A 17,863-nucleotide genomic window follows, 5' to 3' on the forward strand; every position below is an offset into this window, starting at 1 on the left:
ACTGTCGGCGAACCCCCGCCAAACAGTGGCGGTGAGTCCGGTGACGGCTCTTGACAGAGATACGACGCCGATGGGCCGCCGCCGGTTCCGATGCATTCGCATCTCGCGCGAGCGGCCCCGGCTCATCTCAGGCCAGCCGCCTCGACGCCAGGATGCTGACGAGGTGCAGGACGGTCTGCAGCACGGCGAACACGACGCAGGCCACGGTGAGCACCTGGGTGGCCGTGAGGCCGCCCGCGACCGTTCCCCACACCGCGTCCACCACCGCGGCGATCACGGCGAGGATCGACAGCTCGACCGCCTGAATCACCCGGTGGAAACGCAGTGCCGCGGCGACCTTGCGTGCCGCGCCGAGCCGGCGCGACTGGAAGTGCTCGGCCGCGGCCTCCGAGGTGGCCGCGAGCCCCGAGCGCGCCCGGGCGACGTCCACCAGATCGGTCTCGGACTTGATCAGGATGGCGCCGAGGGCGGCGGCGAACCCGAGCACGGTGTACCAGTCGGGAAGCGTCTCGGAGGCGCGGAAGCCGAGCCCGATCAGCAGGGCCGCCTCGGCGAAATAGTGGCCCACCCGGTCGAGGTAGACGCCGGTGATGGACGTGCGGTGCGTCCACCGGGCCAGCTCGCCGTCGGAGCAGTCGAGTAGCAGATAGACCTGGATGAGCACCGCGGCCGCGATCGCCGCCCACAGGCCCGGCAGCGCCAGGACGACCCCGGCGAGCAGTCCGGAGACGATCATGAGGCCGGTGACCTGGTTCGGCGAGATGGGCGTGCGGGCCAGCGCCCAGGTCACGTAGATCGACAGCTTCCGCATGTAGAGCGCGCCGGCCCAGTGCTCGCCCGAGTTGCGGTCCATGGTGGTCTGCGGCTGCGCGACCGCGCGCAGCTCAATGACCGACGGCCCGGACATATTCCTCCACCCGGTCGCGCACCTCGGCCTCGGACAGGCGCAGGTGCTCAAGAATCGTGTACCGCCCGGGACGGGTCGACGGAGCCAGCATCACCGCGGCGGTGAACTGCTCGGCCGTCAGACCGACGTCGGAGGGGGTCACCGGCAGGCCGTGACGGCGCAGGCAGCCGGTGATCTGCGACAGCCGGTGCTCGTCCTCCCGCAGGAAGAAGCAGAAGGCCGCTCCGACCCCGGCGAGCTCGCCGTGGTTGGAGGTGCCTGGATAGAGCTGGTCCACGGCATGAAGGATCTCATGATCCCCGCCGCTGCTGGGACGCGAGGACCCGGCGACGACCATCGACATGCCGGACAGGATCAGCGACTCGGCCAGGACCGTCAGGAACGCGTCGGACTCGACCGAGTCCACCCGTCCCAGCACGGCCTCGGCGCTGGTGCGCGCCATCGACACCGCCAGGCCGTCGATGGGCTCGCCGCGCTCGACGCTGCCGAGCTGCCAGTCGTCGATGGCCGACAGGTTGCTGATCACGTCGCCGACGCCCGACCGCACGAGCGCCGGAGGGGCGCCGTGGACGAAGTCGAGGTCGACGAGGATCGCCAGCGGCATCGGCACGCCGAACGACCCCTTGCCGCTCTCGTGCTCCAGCGAGGAGACCGGGGAGCAGATGCCGTCATGGGAGAGGTTCGTGGCGACGGCGACCATCGGGATGCCGGCCAGCGACGCGGCGTACTTGGTCACGTCGATCGTCTTGCCGCCGCCGATGCCGACCACGGCCTCGTAGGCGCCCTTGCGCAGGTCGGCGCCCAGCGACACGGCGGAGTCCACCGACCCGTCGGGGACGCGGAAGACCTCGGCGTCGCACAGCGTCGGCGCGATCAGCCCGGAGATGTGGGCGCCCTGCCCGGCTCCGACGGCCACGGCGACCCGTCCGGAGGTGGCCACCCGGCTGTCGGCGAGCAGCGCGCCGAGCTCGGCGACCGCGCCACGGCGGACCTCCATGGTCAGCGGGGCCATGAGCATGCGTGCTAGAAGCGGCATCGCGGCTCCCGCCCTCTCGCTGCCCCCGCCGACCTGGCCCCGGCCGGCGGGGCATCCGTCGGCGCGGGTCCCGTCGACCGGACGTCCGGCGACCAGGTGTCCGTCGGCCGGACACCCGGCGACCAGGCGCCGGCCGTCGTCGTGCCGCGGGCCGGCGGCCGGGTGACCGCCGGCGGCTCGGCTAGTAGGTGCACGCGATCTCCCTGGCCCGGGCGAGGTCGTCGTGGTTGTCCACTTCCACCCAGTCGACCTTGCCGATGGGCGCGACGGCGATCTTCTCGCCCCTGGCGACCATCTCGCCGTACCCGTCCTCGTAGTACAGCTGCGGGTCGCGCTCGAAGGTGGCCTTCAGCGCGTCGGCGAGGCGCTCGGCCGCCGCGGGCCGGATGAGCGTGGCGCCGATGTACTCGCCGAACGCCTCGGCCGGGTCCATCAGCTTGGTGATGCGCGCCAGGTGGCCGCCCTCGTCGAGGGTGACCTTCATCTCCTCGTCGGCCAGCCGCTTGACGTCGTCGACGGCGAGGAGGATGTCGCTGGTCGCGGGCGCGGACAGCAGCGTGCGCTCGACCGAGACGGGGTGGACGGTGTCGCCGTTCACCAGCAGCGCGCCCTCGGCGAAGTGGTCGCGCGCGCACCAGAGGGAGTAGGCGTTGTTCCACTCCTCGGCCTTGTCGTTGTGCACGAGGGTGAGCTTCACGTCATGCCGCCGCTCGAGCTCGGCCTTGCGGTCGTGGACCGCCTGTGCCGCGTAGCCGACGATCACCACGACATCGCGCAGGTCGACCGCCGCGAGATTCCGCAGGGCGATGTCGAGGATCGTGGTCTCTCCGTCGACCGGCACGAGCGCCTTGGGCAGCGTGTCGGTGTACGGCCGCAGGCGCCGCCCGGCCCCGGCGGCCAGTACCATTCCCAGCAACGTGCACTCCTCTATCAGGCCAGCATGTGTAGGCCAAAGGTTAGTTGCCTGGGGGTGGTGATCGTGTAATCCGGAGTTCACCTATTCCGTTACCCGACCAAACGTTGGCAATGCGGGTGCGATGCCGCCGCCCCGGGCTCACCGCTGCTCGCCGCCCCAAGCTCGCCGCCGGCCGTCGCGCGACCGGTCAGTCCTGGCCTCCGAGGTCGGCCGCCTCGACGCCCGACCGCGGCGCGGCCAGCCAGCAGGTGACGCTCTCCCAGCAGAACAGCGCCGACAGGTAGAGCGCCAGCAGCGCGAACACCGGCGTGACGATGCCGAGCAGGGCCCCGAGCGCCACCAGCAGCATGCGGCCCTCCCAGCCCAGGCCCGCGGACGCCAGCCAGGGCGGCGGGTAGACGTGCTGACGGCAGCGGTACACGACGTCGTAGTGGTGGAACAGCATCGCGCCGAGCAGCCCGAACACCAGCACCCGCGGCACGCCCCACGCGAAGCCCACGCAGGCCACGAACCCGTACTCGGTCAGGCGCAGGATGGGCGGGACCAGCCAGTCGAGCCGCCCGTCGTGCGGGTGGGAACTGCCCGGCCCGGCGAGCATCAGCGCCACGGCGGGCGCGAAGACCGCCGGGCCGTCGGCGCCCGCGACGCCGAGGAGCAGCATCACCCCGGTCACGAACGCGCCGGCCAGCGCCGGCGGCAGCGGCGGGAGCTGGCCCGCGACGAGCAGGCCCATGCCGCGCGCGAGGACGCCGTCGTCCCGGTAGGTCACCACGGAGCTGCGCGGGACCCTGGTCATGTGCATCGTGGTCGTGCTCAAAGAGACCTCGCGATTCGGCCGGTCAGCGTGTACAGCGCCGCCACCCCGCCCCACGCGAGCAGCGCCAGGAAGGTGGCGCGCGCGTTGAACAGGCCCGCGGTCACCGCGATGAGCACCATGCGCTCGCCGATCGGCAGCACGATGATCTTCTTGAGCCAGCGCGACGCGGTGTTGCGGTCGAGCCGCGCCGACAGCCGCACCACGAGCCCTCCCCCGCCACGGCGCACCGCCACCGGCCCCGTGCCGCCGGCCATGACCGCCGCGCCCGCCGCCGGCCCCCTGCGGCCAGCCGCCGGGGTGGACGGCGCCCCCGAGAGGTCGCCTCCGCCGTGGACCGGCAGGTCGGGCGAGCCCCCGAGCCCGGGACGCTCCCAGATGGGGTCGACGCCCGCGGCGTCCGCCCGCGCCCCCGCGTACGAGAAGTCGATCATGTGACGGATGGCCTGGACCAGCATGGCCGCCACCGCCAAGGCCCAGACCCCCTGCGGCCCGGTGACGCCGCCGTCGGCCCCGCCGGCGTACCCGACCGCGAGGCCGACGTACACGACGTACTCCTTGACCCGGTCGAACGTGGCGTCCAACCAGGCGCCGAGCGGCGAGAAGGCGCGGGTGTAGCGGGCGAGCTGCCCGTCCACGCAGTCGAGGACGAACGACAGGAACAGCAGCACGGCGCCGGCGAGCTGGGCGCGCCGCTGCCCGGCCGAGAACGCCACGGCCGAGAGGCCCGCCAGGCCGACCGACAGGCCGGTCACCGCGTTCGGCGTGAGCCCCAGCCGCGCCGCCGCCCGGACGAGGTGGCCCGACCAGGAGCTCACCAGGAAGGTGGCGACGAAGCCGTCGTCGGACTTGACGGCGGCGGCCAGGCGGGCGCGGTCCTCGTCCACCTCGGCCAGCCGGACGATGGCGGCGTCGGCGTCCCTCTGCCCGCTCATCCTGGCGCAGTGCAGCAGCCCGAGGGGGACCGCCCGCACGGCCACGCCGACCCGGACGAGCCCCGCCAGCAGGAGGTCGGCGACCTCGGAGTCGTCGGCGCCGCCCAGACGGCGGTCGCGGGCCAGGTTGGCGAGCTCCTCGGCCACCTCGGCGAGGCTCGCCAGGTCGGCCTCGCCCACGTGCAGCACCGCCCGGAAGCGGGCGTTGGGCTCGGCCACGGTGTGGAAGGAGTTGCCCGCGGCGACCACCCGCCCCCGCTCCGCCCGGACCGGCGCGCGCGAGGACGGGGCCGCCGGGCTTGCCGGGGACGGGAGATCGCGCTCGGCCGCGACCAGCGCGCCGGTGCCGCGCGCCGGGTCGGCGAGCAGCAGGGCCAGCGCCTCGGTGTGCGCGACCAGGTCGCCGGGGAACACCGCGACCGGCCCGCCGCCGGCCCGCGCGATGGCGGCCACCGCGCGCAGATCACCCACCAGGCCGGTGCTGCGGATCACGCGTCCCGCGTCCTCGATCACCGGGTCGCCCCCGGTGCCCATCACGGCCTCGACCACCGCCGTGTCGGCCTCGGACGCCTCGGCGCCCTTCCCCCCGTCGACCGTTTCGGAGATGCCGACGTTCCCGGTCGTCCCGGTCGTCCCGGTCGTCCGCGAGGCCAGGGAGGTCCCGGAGGCGCCGGCGGTGCCGGAGGTCTCGAAGCGCTCGAACCGCTCGGACGGGCCCAACGGCCCGGCCGGCTCCGGTGTCGCGCCGCCGCCAGGGTCGTGTGCCGGTTCGCGCGCGGTCGCCGGTTCGGGCCGGAACACCGACACGACCTTGGTGACCTCAAGGGTGAGGAGCTGGTCGGCCAGGCGGTCGACCAGCGTGCCCTCGGCGCACGCCAGGCGGGCTCCGGGAGTGGTGGCCAGGACCACGGCGACGGCCGGCGGCGCCTTGACGGCGGGCGGCTCCCCCGGACGGTTCGCGGACGGACGCGCGCTCGGTGGCCGTACCGGGGGCGGGTACGCGGATTCAGGCAACCGGGGTCTCCTTCCGCGACCGGGGATCGTCCACCCCGCAACGTAACCGAGCCGTCACGGGGCTTGCAATCCCATCGGCGGGTTCCCTGGCGATCCGCAGGTCACCGGCGGCCGCCATATCCCCATGGACCCGGACGCCCGCCACGGAAGGTGACCAACCCCGACCATCAGTGAACACCCCGGCAACCGGCCGCACGCATCACGGGGCGGCCCTTCTCCGAGGGCGCCGAGGACCGTGGCGGGGTGTGGACGGCGGGTAGGGGTCAGTAGGGTCGGCGGAACAGGGATCGGAAGGGAAGTTCGACTTTGGCGGCACAGGAAGCTCGTCCGCGGACCGTCGGGGTGGTCCTCGCCGGCGGCGTCGGGCAGCGGGTCGGGCTCGGCATGCCCAAGCAGCTCCTGCGGGTGGCCGGGCGGACGATCATCGAGCACACGCTCGCCGTCTTCGAGGCCGCGCCCGAGATCGACGAGATCGTCGTCCTGATGGCGCCCGGCCATGTCGCCGAGGTCGAGGAGATCGTCCGGCGCGGCGGCTTCGGCAAGGTGAGCAAGGTCGTGGAGGGTGGGGCGAGCCGCACCGAGTCCACCTGGCGGGCCCTGCGGGCGCTCGGACCGCAGGAGTGCGACGTGCTCCTGCACGACGCGGTGCGCCCGCTGGTGGAGCCGCGCATCATCACCGGCTGCGTCGAGGCGCTCAGGACCCACCGCGCGGTCACCGCCGCGATCCCGTCCTCGGACACGATGGTGGTCGCGGCGCCCGGCCCGCACGGAGAGGTCATCCAGGACGTCCCGGACCGTTCGCGGCTCCGGCGCGTCCAGACCCCGCAGGGCTTCCGGCTCTCGGTGATCAGGAGGGCGTACGAGCGCGCCCTCGCCGACCCGGAGTTCGCGAACCGGCCCGCCACCGACGACTGCGGCGTGGTGCTCAGGTACCTCCCGGAGGTCCCCATCCGCCTCGTGCCGGGCAGCGAGCACAACATGAAGGTCACCCACCGGGTGGACGTGCACATCGCCGAGAGGCTGTTCGAGCTCGCCGGGCGGGCGGCTCCCGCCGTCGCCGCGCCGCGCATCCGCCGCCGCGCCCTGGAGGGCGGCACGGTCGTGGTCTTCGACGACGGCGACGGTGACGACGGGGTCGGGGCGCGGGTCGCGGAGCTGGCGGCCGGGTACGGCGCCGCCGTCCACCGCTTCTCACGCGACCGGGACGGCGTCCGGGTGGAGGACCCCGCCTCGGTGTCCGACGTCCTCGGCCGGGTCGCCAAGGAGAGCGGGCGCATCGACCACGTGGTCAACGTCTCGGGGGTGCCGCGCGCCGGGCGACTGCGGGACCTCGCCGAGCCGGCGGTGGCGGAGGCCGTCCAGATCGGCCTGCTGGGCCCGGTCACCGTCGCCAGGGCGGCCTTCCCGCACCTGCGCGAGACCGGGGGGCAGGTGGTGCCGGCGGTCTTCCCGTCCGGCGTCGGGGACGGGGCCGCCGGCGGCCTGCGCTCCACGGTGATGGCGGCCGCGGCCGAGCTGACCCGGGCGCTGGCGCAGGAGTGGTCGGACTCCGGCGTGCGGGTCAACTGCGTGAGCCCCGAGCCGGCGGGGATGGGCGACGATCCGTCGCCGGCCGCGGTCGCCGAGGTGACCCTCGACCTGCTCGTCTCGGGCCTGACCGGCCGCGTGGTCGACGTCCCCGGCACCCCGTGAGCGGGACGGGTGCTCGACATCCCGGACACTCCCTGAGCCGGCCGGGCGGCCGACCTCACTGCGGGGCACTGAACGAGCCAGGCACTCGACGTCCCGGCGCCGGCCGCCGTGGCGGGCCCCCCGGAAGGCTCTGAACCGGCCCGGAGGCTCTGCACCGGCCGGGACGCCGGCGTTCCCGGCGTCCTCGTGAACCGGGGCCGCCAGGACGCCCGAGCCGGGCCGCCGCCAAGGGTGCGGGCTTCCCGGGGCGCCCCGGTCTTACTGTGCTCTCGCCTCCTGTGGCGGCTTGCCGAGGCTGGGCGGGCTGGTGAGGAAGCCCCAGCCCCACGACAGGTGCATGGTGGCGTAGACCAGCGGCAGCCGGGCCAGCGCCGCGGAGGAGAGCCCCCGGCCGGTGGCCACCGAGCCGGCCACGATGGCCGCGACGTACGCGCCCGGCACCAGCAAAGTGGGCCAGTAGAAGGGCGAGACGAGCACCGCGAGCAGCATCGCCGCCACCGCGAACGGCGGGGCGAGGTAGCGCAGGTTGATCGTGCCCTCGTGGGTGCGGGCCACGACCCGCCGCCAGCGCCCGTAGTGGAAGTACTGCTTGGCCAGGGCCTTCACGCTGGGCCTCGGCCGGTAGGAGACGCGCATGCGCGGCTGGAACCACACCAGGCCGCCGGTCTCGCGGATGCGGTGGTTCATCTCCCAGTCTTGGGCGCGCTGGAAGTGCTCGTCGTAGCCGCCGACCCGCGCGAGCGCCTCGCGGCGGAAGACGCCGAGGTAGACGGTGTCGGCCGGACCCGCCTGCCCACCGGTGTGGAACCGCGCGTTGCCCACACCGATCTTGGAGGTCATGGCGCGGGCCACGGCCTGCTCGAACGGCGTGACGCCCTCGGCGGCCATGATGCCGCCGACGTTGTCGGCGCCGGTGCTCTCGAGCGTCTCGACGGCCACCTGGAGGTAGTCGTCGGGGAGCATGGCGTGCCCGTCGACGCGAGCGATGATCCCGTTGCGGGACGCGCCGATGGCGGCGTTGAGCGCGTTCGGGGTGCGCCCGGTCGGGTTGGGCACGACCGTCACGCGGGGGTCCTCGGCCGCGAGGGCGTCGGCGACCTCCTGCGTGCGGTCATGGGACGGGCCGATGGCGAGGACGACCTCGATGGGACCGTCGTAACGTTGGGCGAGAACCTGCCGCACGGCCTCGCGCAGGTGCCGCTCTTCGTTGAGCACCGGCATGACGACCGAGATCGGCGGCCAGACTCGAGTGGTCTGGCCGGTTCGGGGCGAGTCGGGGAACTCCTTCATGGCGGCGCTCACGCTACTGTACGAGCGGGTGGGGACGGCAACCCATCGGGCGGCGCGAGCGTCCTCACCGGTGAGCGTTCGACGCGGAGGGGGCCACCAGGTGACCGACGACGACTCCGGCGTCCACGTCGGCGGCGACGCCTACGGCGGCGTCCGGCTGTCGCAGCGCCGCACGAAGCGGGCACGGGCCGGCGTGCGCGGCCTGATCGTCACCGGCGCCCTGTCGAGCATGGTGCTCCTCGGCTCGGGGGTGCTGTGGTTCCTGTCGACCTACGCCACCAGCCAGATCAAATCGGTGAACGCGGGCACGGCGGGCTCGGACGCGCGGGGCGCGATGAACATCCTGCTCGTCGGGGTCGACAAGCGCGACGACCTCACCCGCCGCCAGCAGAACCAACTGCACCTCGGCAGGGAGGTCGGCCAGCGCACCGACACCATGATGGTGATCCACCTCTCGGAGGACCACTCGAAGGTCACCGTGGTGAGCCTCCCCCGCGACAGCTGGGTCGACATCCCGGGCAAGGGCTCCCATAAGATCAACTCGGCGTACTCGCTCGGCGGCGCGCCGCTCGCCGTCAAGACCGTCCGCCAGGCCACGGGGCTGACCATCAACCACTACGTCGAGGTCAACGTGCTGGGGTTCATCAACGTCGTGGACGCCCTGGGCGGCGTCTCGGTGTGCACCCCGGTCGCCATCGACGACACCCACACGGGGTTCAAGCTGCAGCCCGGCACCTACCGGCTGGACGGGGTCAAGGCGCTGTTCTACGCCCGCACCCGCGCCACCGCCCGCTCCGACCTCGACCGCATCGACCGCCAGCAGCAGGTCATCTCCGCCCTGCTCCAGCGGGCGCTGAGCGGCGGCACACTGGCCAACCCGGCGAGGCTCACCTCGCTGGTCTCCTCGACGCTGAAGCTCCTCACCGTCGACCAGCCCCTGGCCAAAGACCTTCTCGGGCTGGCCGACCAGCTCAAGGACGTCTCGACCGACGACGTGTCCTTCACGACGGTGCCGCTGGCGGATGTCGACTACAAGGCCCCCACGGGCGAGTCGGCGGTGCTGTGGGACAAGACGGCGGCCCGCGACCTGTTCGCCCGCATCAAGGCGGACGAACCCCTGGTCGCGCCCACCGCCTCCACGAGCGCGAGCCCGTCGCCCTCTGCCTCGGCCTCCGCCTCGCCCTCTGCCGCCGCGCTCACCGTCCCGCCCTCGCGCATCACGGTCCGGGTCGTCAACGGCACCGCCGTCACGGGTTTGGGCGCGCGCACCAAGAACGACCTGCTGAAGCAGGGGTTCCAGGTGCCCGCTCCTCCCGGGGACACCACGCCGCGCAACCACACCGGCACCCTGGTCCGCTACCCGGCCGGGCGGGAGGATTCCGCCCGCACCGTCGCCGCCGCGATCCCCGGCGCCGAGCTGCGCCAGGCGGACGTCCCGGGCATCGAGGTGGTCGTGGGCACCGAGTACTCCGGGACCAAGAAGGTCACCGTCAAGGAGCCGGTGGCGACGGTGACTCCGTCTGCCACGGCCACGGCGACGCCGGTGGCGAAGACCGCGACCGAGAACATCTGCAAGAAGTGACGCCCGGCCCCCTACGGCGATGTCGCCCCTCGGACCGGTAAATAACCTCACATCTCGCTATTTACGTTTCTTCACTAAGATTTCCCGCCATAACCGCATTTTGGGTTGACGGGGGGAGCAACGATCCATGAATGACCCGACGGGTGCGGGACCCGGCCGGCCTCCGAACACGCCCCCACCCGGGCCGCCGCCCTACGGCTCCCCGCCGGCCCGGCCCCCGCACGGCCCTCCACCTGCCCGGCCCCCGCACGACGCCCCGCCTGGTCAACCTCCGTACGGCTCCCCGCCCGGTCAACCCCCATACGACGCCCCACCCGGGCAGCTCCCGTACGGCTCCCCGCCCGGTCAACACCCGTACGACGCCCCACCCGGGCAGCCCCCGCAAGGCCGGCCCCCGTACGGCGGCCCGCCCGGCCGACCTTCCTTCGGCTCCGCGCCCGGCCTGCCCCCGCACGGACGGCCTCCGCAGGGCATGCCTCCGTTTCCGCCTGATCAGCCCCCGCACGGGTTCCAGCACGGGCGGCCCCCGTTCACGCCCGGACAGCCCCCGCACGGGGCCCCGCACGGGCAGCCCCCGTTCACCTCCGACCAGCCTCCGGCGCCGCCGTCCGGGGGTCGGGGGCGCAAGGTGCTGATCGGCGGCGCGATCGCGCTGGCCGTCCTGGCCGGGGCCGCCGGGGCGGGACTGGTCGCGCTGTCCGCCGCCGCCCCCGGCCGGGAACCGAAGGCCGGGCCGTCCGGCTCGGCCACGCCGTCCGCTCCGGACACCGCCGGCCGCCTCACGCAGGCGGTCGCGGCCCTGGAGCGGCTCCCGGGCATCCGCTACAAGGGCACGCTGGCCGGGTCCTCCAACACCGTGGGCCTGAACGTCATGGTGCTGCGGCACGGCACCGCGTACGGCACGCTCGACCTGGAGGACGCCAAGGTGAGCGTGCTGTCGGTGGCCGGGTCCTCCTCCGGCAACACCTTCGTCAAGGGCGGGCGGGACTACTGGAGCGCCGCGCGCGGCGTCGCCGCGTCCGTGGCCGGGAGCTACGTCGGCAAGTGGGTCAAGGTCGCCCCGGGCAAGGGGCCGGTCACCGCCTTCGACGGCCTGACGCCCGCCCGGCTGGCGCGGATGATCGTCCCCCCGGGGAGCAGACCGGAGCCGGAGCCCGGCGCCGAGGACCGGGTGAACGGCGTCGCGGTGGAGAAGCTGCGCCTGCCGTTCGGCCACGTCTACCTGACCACGGCGCCGCCGTACCGCGTCGTCCGCATCGAGATGCCCGGAACGCCCGAGCGCGAGCCGGACACCGACGGGGACACCGGCACCGACGGCGGCACAGGCACCGACGGGGGCGCGGACGGTCACGGGGGCACCGGCACCGACGGAGGGGTGGACGGTGACGAGGGCACCGGCACCGGCGCCGAGACCGCCGGCCCCGACCTGACGCACGCCGTCTTCTCCCGGCCCCCCGCCCGCGTCACGGCGGCTCCGGCCCGGGCGCGGCGCGCCCAGGGGCACCTGGACCTGACGGAGATGACCGCCGAGGACGTGGGCACCTCGCTCGCGGCGCTGAAAACCCGGGTGCGCGGGCTGCGCTCGTCGATCGACTCCCGGGTCAGCGTCGCGGTGAAGGGCACCGGCGGCCTGTCGCCCTGCGACTCCTCGGCCTGCACCGCGCACGCGCGGCTCACCAACCGCCTGGCCGGCCAGGACCCCGGCCACGGCGAGGACGCGAAGGTGGCCGTGGACGTCACCATCGGCTTCCGCCTGGACGGTTCGCCGGTCGGCTCGTGCACGCGCCGGCTGGTCATGCGGCCGAACAGCACCGGGCAGGTGTCGTGCCGCATCACCTACCATGCCCGCAGCGACCGGAGCCACTACATGGACGCGCGCATCACCGCGCTGCCGCGCACCGTGACCGCGGGCGGCGTCCGGGACATGCTGGACGCCCTGGGCAAGGAAGGGTGAACCCGCGTTGACACCGGCCTGAGCGGCACGCCACGGTGATGGCCATCGTGCGGCCACCACGGGAGGGGAGGACGAGGCTTGGACAGCGTCGGGCACAGGGCAACGGAGACCAGGCCGTCCACGCCTGCGCCGGCCACACCCCAGGAGGTGAGGGAGCTCCTCGCCGACGCCGAGCGTCTGCTCGCCGCCGCGCGGGCGCTGAGCGCCGACGAGGCCGCGGCGCGGGCCGAGGTCCAGCGGGCGCTGTCGTCGCTGCGTGCCCGCTCGGCGCGGGCCGACCTGGCCGCGATCCCGGTGGCGCGGCTGAAGGACGTCACCGAGGGCCGGCTGCGGCTCGGCACGCTCGAACAGGCCGGGTACACGACGGTGCTGGACGTCCTGGACGCCACCCCGTACGCGTTGCAGCTGCTCCCCGGCATCGGCGCGCGCACCGCGGCGCAGGTGCGCGCCGCCGCCGCGCAGATCGCCAGGGCGGCCGAGGAGGCGGTGGCCGTGCGCGTCGACGTGGACCGGCGCGACGACGCCGAGACCACGGCGCTGCTGGTCGCTCTGCACCGGCTGGTCGGCGCCGGTCCCGACCTGCCGCGGGCGGTCCGCGCGGCCAGGACGGTCCAGGACGGGCTGGCCGCGCCGCTGCCGGCGGCGCGGCCCGCGCGCGGCCGGCTGCGGATGCTGGTCGCGGGCCGGGACGGCCGCAGGCAGGCGCGGGAGGCGGTCGCCGAGGTGGCCCGCCTGCTCTCCGAGGCCGACGCGTCCGGGGCGCGGCTGCTGCTCGCCCAGGCCTCGGTGGACCTGCTGCGCCCCCAGGCGTCCGACATCGAGGCGTGGGCCGACTTCGAGCTGCGGCCGCCGGAGTACTACAACCTGCTGGCCGAGGTCGCCGCCCTGGAGCCCGACCGCGTGGCCGCCGAGGGCTTCCTGCCCGACGCCGTCTCGGCGCGCGTGCGGGCCCAGGAGCTGGACGACGCCCACCGCAGGGTGTCCCTGCGCGGCTACCAGGCGTTCGGCGCGCGCTTCGCCCTCGCCCAGCGCAGGGTGATCCTGGGGGACGAGATGGGGCTGGGCAAGACGGTCCAGGCCATCGCGGCCATCGCCCACCTCAGCGCGCGCGGGGACCGGCACTTCCTGGTCGCCTGCCCGGCCAGCGTCCTGATCAACTGGACGCGCGAGGTCGAGTCGCGCAGCACGCTGAAGGCCTACCGCCTGCACGGCCCCGACCGGGGCGCGGCCGTCGCCGAGTGGACCCGCACCGGCGGCGTCGCGGTGACCACCATCGACTCGCTGCACCGGTTGCCGATCCCCGCGGAGGTCGGCGTGGGCATGCTGGTGGTGGACGAGGCGCACTACGTCAAGAACCCGGCGGCACGCCGCTCGCAGGCGGTGGCCGAGTGGTGCGCCCGCACCGACCGCGTGCTGTTCTTGACCGGGACGCCGATGGAGAACCGCCTGGAGGAGTTCCGCAGTCTGGTCGGCCACCTGCGGCCCGACATGGTGCCCGCCGTGCGGGGCGGCGACGCGGCGGCGGGCCCGCAGTCCTTCCGCAGGGCGGTGGCGCCCATCTACCTGCGCCGCAACCAGGAAGACGTCCTCACCGAGCTGCCCGACCTGGTCATGGTGGACGAGTGGGAGGAGTTCAGCCCCGCCGACCTGGCCGCCTACCGGGCCGCCGTGGCCGAGGGGAACTTCATGGCGATGCGCCGCGCGGCCTACGCCGTTCCGGAGTCCTCGGCCAAGCTCCAGCGGCTGCTGGAGCTGGTGGAGGAGGCCGCGGGCAACGGGCTGAAGGTGGTGGTGTTCTCCTACTTCCGCGACGTCGTGGCCGCCGTGCACCGAGCGCTGGACGGCCGCGCGCACGGGCCGATCACCGGCGACCTGCCGGCCGCCGCCCGGCAGCGGGCCGTCGACGCGTTCACCGCCGCGCGCGGGCACGCCGTGCTGCTCGGTCAGATCCAGGCCGGCGGCCTCGGGCTGAACCTGCAGGCGGCCTCCGTCGTCATCATCTGCGAGCCGCAGGTCAAGCCCACGATGGAGAGCCAGGCGGTCGGCCGGGCGCACCGCATGGGCCAGACCCGCAAGGTGCAGGCGCACCGCCTGCTGACCGCCGACAGCGTCGACCAGCGGATGCTGGACATCCTCCGCGGCAAGACGAAGATCTTCGACGCCTACGCCCGGCGCAGCGACCTGGCCGAGTCCACGCCCGACGCGGTCGACATCTCGGAGCAGACGCTGGCGCGCCGGATCGTGGAGGAGGAACAGCAACGGCTCGCCCTGCCCCCCGAGGCTTCTCCCCCGGAGGAGCCGGGGCGGGTCACCAGGACGTGCCGGTGATGCGCTCGTAGGCCTCGATGTAGCGGGCGCGGGTGAGCTCGACGATCTCGCCGGGCAGCTCGGGGGCGGGCTCCTTCTTGTCCCACCCGGTGCCGGTGGCCCAGTCGCGGACGAGCTGCTTGTCGAAGGCGTACTGCGGGCGGCCGGGCTCCCACCTGTCGGCCGGCCAGAAGCGCGAGGAGTCGGAGGTGAGCACCTCGTCGGCCAGCACGAGCGTGCCGTCGGCGGCCCGGCCGAACTCCAGCTTGGTGTCGGCGATGACGACGCCCCGCGCGGCGGCGAGCTCGGCGCCGCGCCGGTAGATCTCAAGGGTGAGGCGGCGCAGTTCCTCCGCGGCCTCGGCGCCTTCCTGGACGACCACGTCGTCGAAGGTGATGAACTCGTCGTGCGCGCCGAGCTGCGCCTTGGTGGTGGGGGTGAAGACCGGCTCGGGCAGCTTGGAGCCCTCAAGGAGCCCCGGCGGCAGCGCCACGCCGGACACCGAGCCCCGCGCGCGGTACTCCTGCAGGCCGAGCCCGGCCAGGTAGCCGCGCGCGATGCACTCGACCTGCACCATGTCGAGCCTGCGGCAGCGCACCGCGCGGCCGGCGAACTCCTCGGGCACGTCGGTCGCCGAGATGACGTGGTTGGGCACGATGTCGGCGAGCTGGTCGAACCACCACAGCGACAGCCGCGTGAGGATCTTGCCCTTGTCGGGGATGAGGGTCGGCAGGATCACGTCGTACACCGAGACGCGGTCGGAGGCGACGAGGATGATGTCCCCGCGGTCCTCGTAGACGTCGCGGACCTTCCCTGAGTGGAGAAGCTTCACCCTGCCCCCTGCTGCGGTCTCACCTGCGGACGGCTCAAGGCTACCGCCGGGCCGTCCGCTCCCTGCGCCGCAGGGCCACCCGCCGCAGCAGGACGCCCATCAGTGCCGCCAGCGCGGCCGCGGCGCCCCCCGCGCCGTACCACAGGGCCGTGGAGGACCCCGGACGGCCGCCGGCCGCCGGCGCGGGCAGCCGGTCGGAGTCGGCGGCGCAGACGATCGGCCGTCTGCTCCCCTTGGTGGTGGCGCAGGCGACCGCGGCGAGCCGCTGGGTGCCCGCGGGCAGCGCGCCGACCTGGACGGTGGCGCTGTACCGGCCGGTCCCGCCGGCCGGCACCTTCCCGCTCCAGGTGACGCGGCCGCCGGTCACCTTGCCCTTGGGAGCCGAGGAGATGAGCCGGACGCCGGGGATCAGGGTCTGGGTGAGCAGCAGGGGTGGAGTGTCGGCGTTCCCGGTGTTGGTCACCTTGATCGTGTACGTCACGCGGTCGCCCGGCCCCACGCCGGCGAGCCCGTTGTCGATGCCGATGCGCAGCGCGTAGTCCTTCTTCGGCTTGGCGGGGTGCGGGGTTGCGGCGTGGGCCGCCGCGGTCCCCTGCGGCAGCAGGGCGAGCGCGACGGCCACGCCGATGCGGGCGCCGGCCATCCGCCCTCGGATGGCGGAGGCGGTGGTTTCCCGTCCATGGACGGCCGGAGGTTCCATCGGCCACTACCCTTCGATCGCGAAAGCCGCTTCGGCGCCGGTTTTCCGGATGCGGGCTGCGACTCGCACGATAACGGCGCCCGGCGGGAATTCGGCGTCCGCGCCGCGCGGGCGGCAGGCAGTCTTTAACCAAGTGCGGCCCGGGTCGCCGTCGCGCTTTGTGACGCCCCGTGGGCATCACAAAGTGGTCGCGACGTGATCCAGGATTCCGCTGCAGGCGTCGGGCCGGACGAACGGCACGATGATGCGGTGGTTGGTGGTGATGGCATCCTCCGCCGGGGCGGACGCGCTGTTCTTGACGGCGACCACTACCTCCGGTGACGAACTCGGTCATCCATTACGGCTCAAATCGGATATATGCCGTTTACCGGATGCGGCACCATCGACGTAGTCACGTGATATTCCGGGAAAATCGGGAAAAGCAAGATAGGGCGTACATGGTGCATCTGTAGCCAATGAACGAATTAATGGTGATAATCGGGGGAAATCATGGGTGGTCGGCTCGCGTCAACCGCGATCGGGTTCGAGATGGCGGTCATGTTCGTCCTGTCCGTGCCTATGGCGGCGTCCGCGACGGCTCCATCCCCGTCTCCATCCCCGTCTCCGGCCGCACCTCCGGCTCCGCCTCTGGCCGCACCTCCGGCCGCACCTCCGGCCGCGTCGGACGGTGACGGCCGGAGCGGGCCGCACCGGGAGAGCCCCGGCAGGGCGGAGTACGTCCCGGGCTCGGTCGAGGTGCGCGTGCTGCCGCCCAGCGGCGTGCCGACTCCCCGGCCCACCGTGCCCGGGCCCGGCGGGGGCGGGCCCGGCGGGGGCGGGGCGCCCACCGGCGAACCCGAGGACACCGGCGCCGGGACACCGACGGCCGGTGAGTCCGACGACCGCCAGGCGTACGGGTACGACCGGGCCTGGGACACCTCGGGCATGGACGTCGCGACGATCGACGGGTCCGATCCGACCTCGACCGAGATCGGCGAGAACGGCGGCGCCGGGCCTCGGTCGAGGCGCGCCGAAGAATCGGCGGCGACACACGGGCGAGCTCGGGGCGGCGTCCCTGCCCCCGCTCCTGCTCCGGCACCCGCCCCCGCGCCCGCACGGCGCGGCGACCTCCCCTTCACCGGTGCCGACACCCGGGCCCTGGGCATCGCGGCGGCGGGCGGCGTGGCCGCCGTGGTCGCCGGAGCCGCCGTCCTCCGGCTCTCCTCCCGGCGGAGAAGGACGCCGCGCCCCGGCCGCGACTGAGCCCGCCACGCCCGCCATACCCGCCATACCCGCCATACCCGCCGTGACTGCGTCGGCCGCGCCGGCCGCGACCGGATGCCACCGGATGCGTCCTAGCACGGCGGCTCGCGGATCACGAGCCGGTGTCCAGTCGCGCGGCGATCTCGGCGAACCGGTCCCAGGCCGGCGACGAGGTACCGGCGGATGTCTGGACCAACCGCAGCAACTCCTCCGCCTGGACCGGCCGTTGCTCGGCCTCCAGCCCGCCGCGCCGGGCGGCGAGCCACCTCCGGGCACGGGCGGCCAGCGCGTCGAGGCGCGAGTCCTGCGGGGACCGGTCGAACGCGGCGTCGTAGGGTCCTTTCCGGCTTCCGCACGCCCGCGACGCCCAGGTGGCCGGGGCGGCCCGCACCGTCTGCAGGCGCGTTCCGCTCGTATGGTCGGCCCCTTCCCCAGGGGCAGGGTCAACCCTTACCGACCCTCTGGTGGCGGAGCATCGGCCGCACCGAAGGTGGCCGTCCGACCGCGTCAAGTAGTCCGAAAAGTTTCGGTTCACAACTTTCGATTTTTCTCTGTTTCTTCCCGGCCTGTGTGCCTATTCTGCCGATACCAGGAGTTCTGGCGATCCCTAAAACCGGATGAACTGGTACTTCTATGCCCATC

General features: G+C 73.8%; 15 protein-coding genes. 5 read left to right on the forward strand and 10 right to left on the reverse strand.

Annotation, left to right across the window (positions count from 1 at the left end):
• Positions 1 to 127: 127 nt before the first annotated feature.
• The 5 genes from ABZT47_RS07025 to ABZT47_RS07045 all read right to left on the reverse strand — a co-directional run bounded on the left by ABZT47_RS07025 (position 128) and on the right by ABZT47_RS07045 (position 5,622).
• Positions 128 to 907 (reverse strand): CDP-alcohol phosphatidyltransferase family protein, encoded by a 780-nt coding sequence (locus tag ABZT47_RS07025; RefSeq protein ID WP_354837109.1) that lies wholly within the window; start codon positions 905 to 907, stop codon positions 128 to 130.
• Positions 885 to 1,943 carry an iron-containing alcohol dehydrogenase family protein gene (locus ABZT47_RS07030; protein WP_354837111.1) on the reverse strand — a complete coding sequence of 353 codons (1,059 nt, stop codon included), beginning with the start codon at positions 1,941 to 1,943 and terminating at the stop codon, positions 885 to 887. The genes ABZT47_RS07025 and ABZT47_RS07030 overlap by 23 nt, the downstream gene beginning before the upstream one ends.
• 181 nt (positions 1,944 to 2,124) lie before the next feature.
• Positions 2,125 to 2,859, reverse strand: coding sequence for a phosphocholine cytidylyltransferase family protein (locus ABZT47_RS07035; RefSeq protein WP_354837113.1), 735 nt, complete (start codon positions 2,857 to 2,859; stop codon positions 2,125 to 2,127).
• Positions 2,860 to 3,046: 187 nt separating this feature from the next.
• Entirely contained in the window at positions 3,047 to 3,655 is a 609-nt protein-coding gene (locus ABZT47_RS07040) for a DUF5941 domain-containing protein (RefSeq protein ID WP_354837115.1), read from the reverse strand.
• A gap of 17 nt (positions 3,656 to 3,672) precedes the next feature.
• On the reverse strand, positions 3,673 to 5,622 hold the full coding sequence (locus ABZT47_RS07045; RefSeq protein WP_354837117.1) for a CDP-alcohol phosphatidyltransferase family protein: 1,950 nt from the start codon (positions 5,620 to 5,622) through the stop codon (positions 3,673 to 3,675).
• A gap of 306 nt (positions 5,623 to 5,928) precedes the next feature.
• Here ABZT47_RS07045 and ABZT47_RS07050 point away from each other — a divergent pair, with 306 nt between their 5' ends.
• Positions 5,929 to 7,314, forward strand: coding sequence for a bifunctional cytidylyltransferase/SDR family oxidoreductase (locus tag ABZT47_RS07050; RefSeq protein WP_354837119.1), 1,386 nt, complete (start codon positions 5,929 to 5,931; stop codon positions 7,312 to 7,314).
• Positions 7,315 to 7,572: 258 nt separating this feature from the next.
• Here the strand turns inward: ABZT47_RS07050 and ABZT47_RS07055 are convergent, their stop codons facing one another.
• The gene (locus ABZT47_RS07055) at positions 7,573 to 8,604 is read right to left on the reverse strand and encodes a glycosyltransferase family 2 protein (protein ID WP_354837608.1); all 1,032 of its coding nucleotides are present in this window, start codon (positions 8,602 to 8,604) and stop codon (positions 7,573 to 7,575) included.
• Between the two features lie 70 nt (positions 8,605 to 8,674).
• On the opposite strand from ABZT47_RS07055, the gene ABZT47_RS07060 reads away from it, so the two are divergent.
• From ABZT47_RS07060 to ABZT47_RS07070, 3 genes are all read left to right on the forward strand, one after another.
• Positions 8,675 to 10,186 (forward strand): LCP family protein, encoded by a 1,512-nt coding sequence (locus tag ABZT47_RS07060; protein WP_354837121.1) that lies wholly within the window; start codon positions 8,675 to 8,677, stop codon positions 10,184 to 10,186.
• Positions 10,187 to 10,814: 628 nt separating this feature from the next.
• Positions 10,815 to 12,140 carry a hypothetical protein gene (locus tag ABZT47_RS07065; RefSeq protein ID WP_354837123.1) on the forward strand — a complete coding sequence of 442 codons (1,326 nt, stop codon included), beginning with the start codon at positions 10,815 to 10,817 and terminating at the stop codon, positions 12,138 to 12,140.
• Positions 12,141 to 12,287: 147 nt separating this feature from the next.
• Positions 12,288 to 14,468, forward strand: a complete 2,181-nt coding sequence (locus ABZT47_RS07070) for a DEAD/DEAH box helicase (protein WP_354837125.1) — start codon at positions 12,288 to 12,290, stop codon at positions 14,466 to 14,468.
• On the opposite strand, the gene ABZT47_RS07075 is transcribed toward ABZT47_RS07070, so the two are convergent.
• The 3 genes from ABZT47_RS07075 to ABZT47_RS07085 form a co-directional block, all read right to left on the reverse strand.
• A complete protein-coding gene (locus ABZT47_RS07075) occupies positions 14,449 to 15,279 on the reverse strand; it encodes a phosphoribosylaminoimidazolesuccinocarboxamide synthase (RefSeq protein ID WP_354837127.1) in 831 nt (276 codons plus the stop codon). The two genes, ABZT47_RS07070 and ABZT47_RS07075, sit on opposite strands and share 20 nt — an antisense overlap.
• 40 nt (positions 15,280 to 15,319) lie before the next feature.
• Positions 15,320 to 15,979 (reverse strand): hypothetical protein, encoded by a 660-nt coding sequence (locus tag ABZT47_RS07080; protein ID WP_354837129.1) that lies wholly within the window; start codon positions 15,977 to 15,979, stop codon positions 15,320 to 15,322.
• A gap of 177 nt (positions 15,980 to 16,156) precedes the next feature.
• Positions 16,157 to 16,288 (reverse strand): hypothetical protein, encoded by a 132-nt coding sequence (locus ABZT47_RS07085; RefSeq protein ID WP_354837131.1) that lies wholly within the window; start codon positions 16,286 to 16,288, stop codon positions 16,157 to 16,159.
• Positions 16,289 to 16,720: 432 nt separating this feature from the next.
• Between ABZT47_RS07085 and ABZT47_RS07090 the strand changes: the two genes are divergently transcribed.
• Positions 16,721 to 17,221, forward strand: coding sequence for a hypothetical protein (locus ABZT47_RS07090; protein ID WP_354837133.1), 501 nt, complete (start codon positions 16,721 to 16,723; stop codon positions 17,219 to 17,221).
• Between the two features lie 112 nt (positions 17,222 to 17,333).
• Here ABZT47_RS07090 and ABZT47_RS07095 read toward each other — a convergent pair whose 3' ends face one another.
• Positions 17,334 to 17,612: a hypothetical protein gene (locus ABZT47_RS07095; RefSeq protein WP_354837135.1), complete on the reverse strand. Its 279-nt coding sequence runs from the start codon at positions 17,610 to 17,612 to the stop codon at positions 17,334 to 17,336.
• Positions 17,613 to 17,863: the final 251 nt, after the last annotated feature.

Source organism: Sphaerisporangium sp. NPDC005289 (assembly GCF_040607455.1).
In the GTDB taxonomy this organism is placed as follows: domain Bacteria; phylum Actinomycetota; class Actinomycetes; order Streptosporangiales; family Streptosporangiaceae; genus Sphaerisporangium; species Sphaerisporangium rhizosphaerae.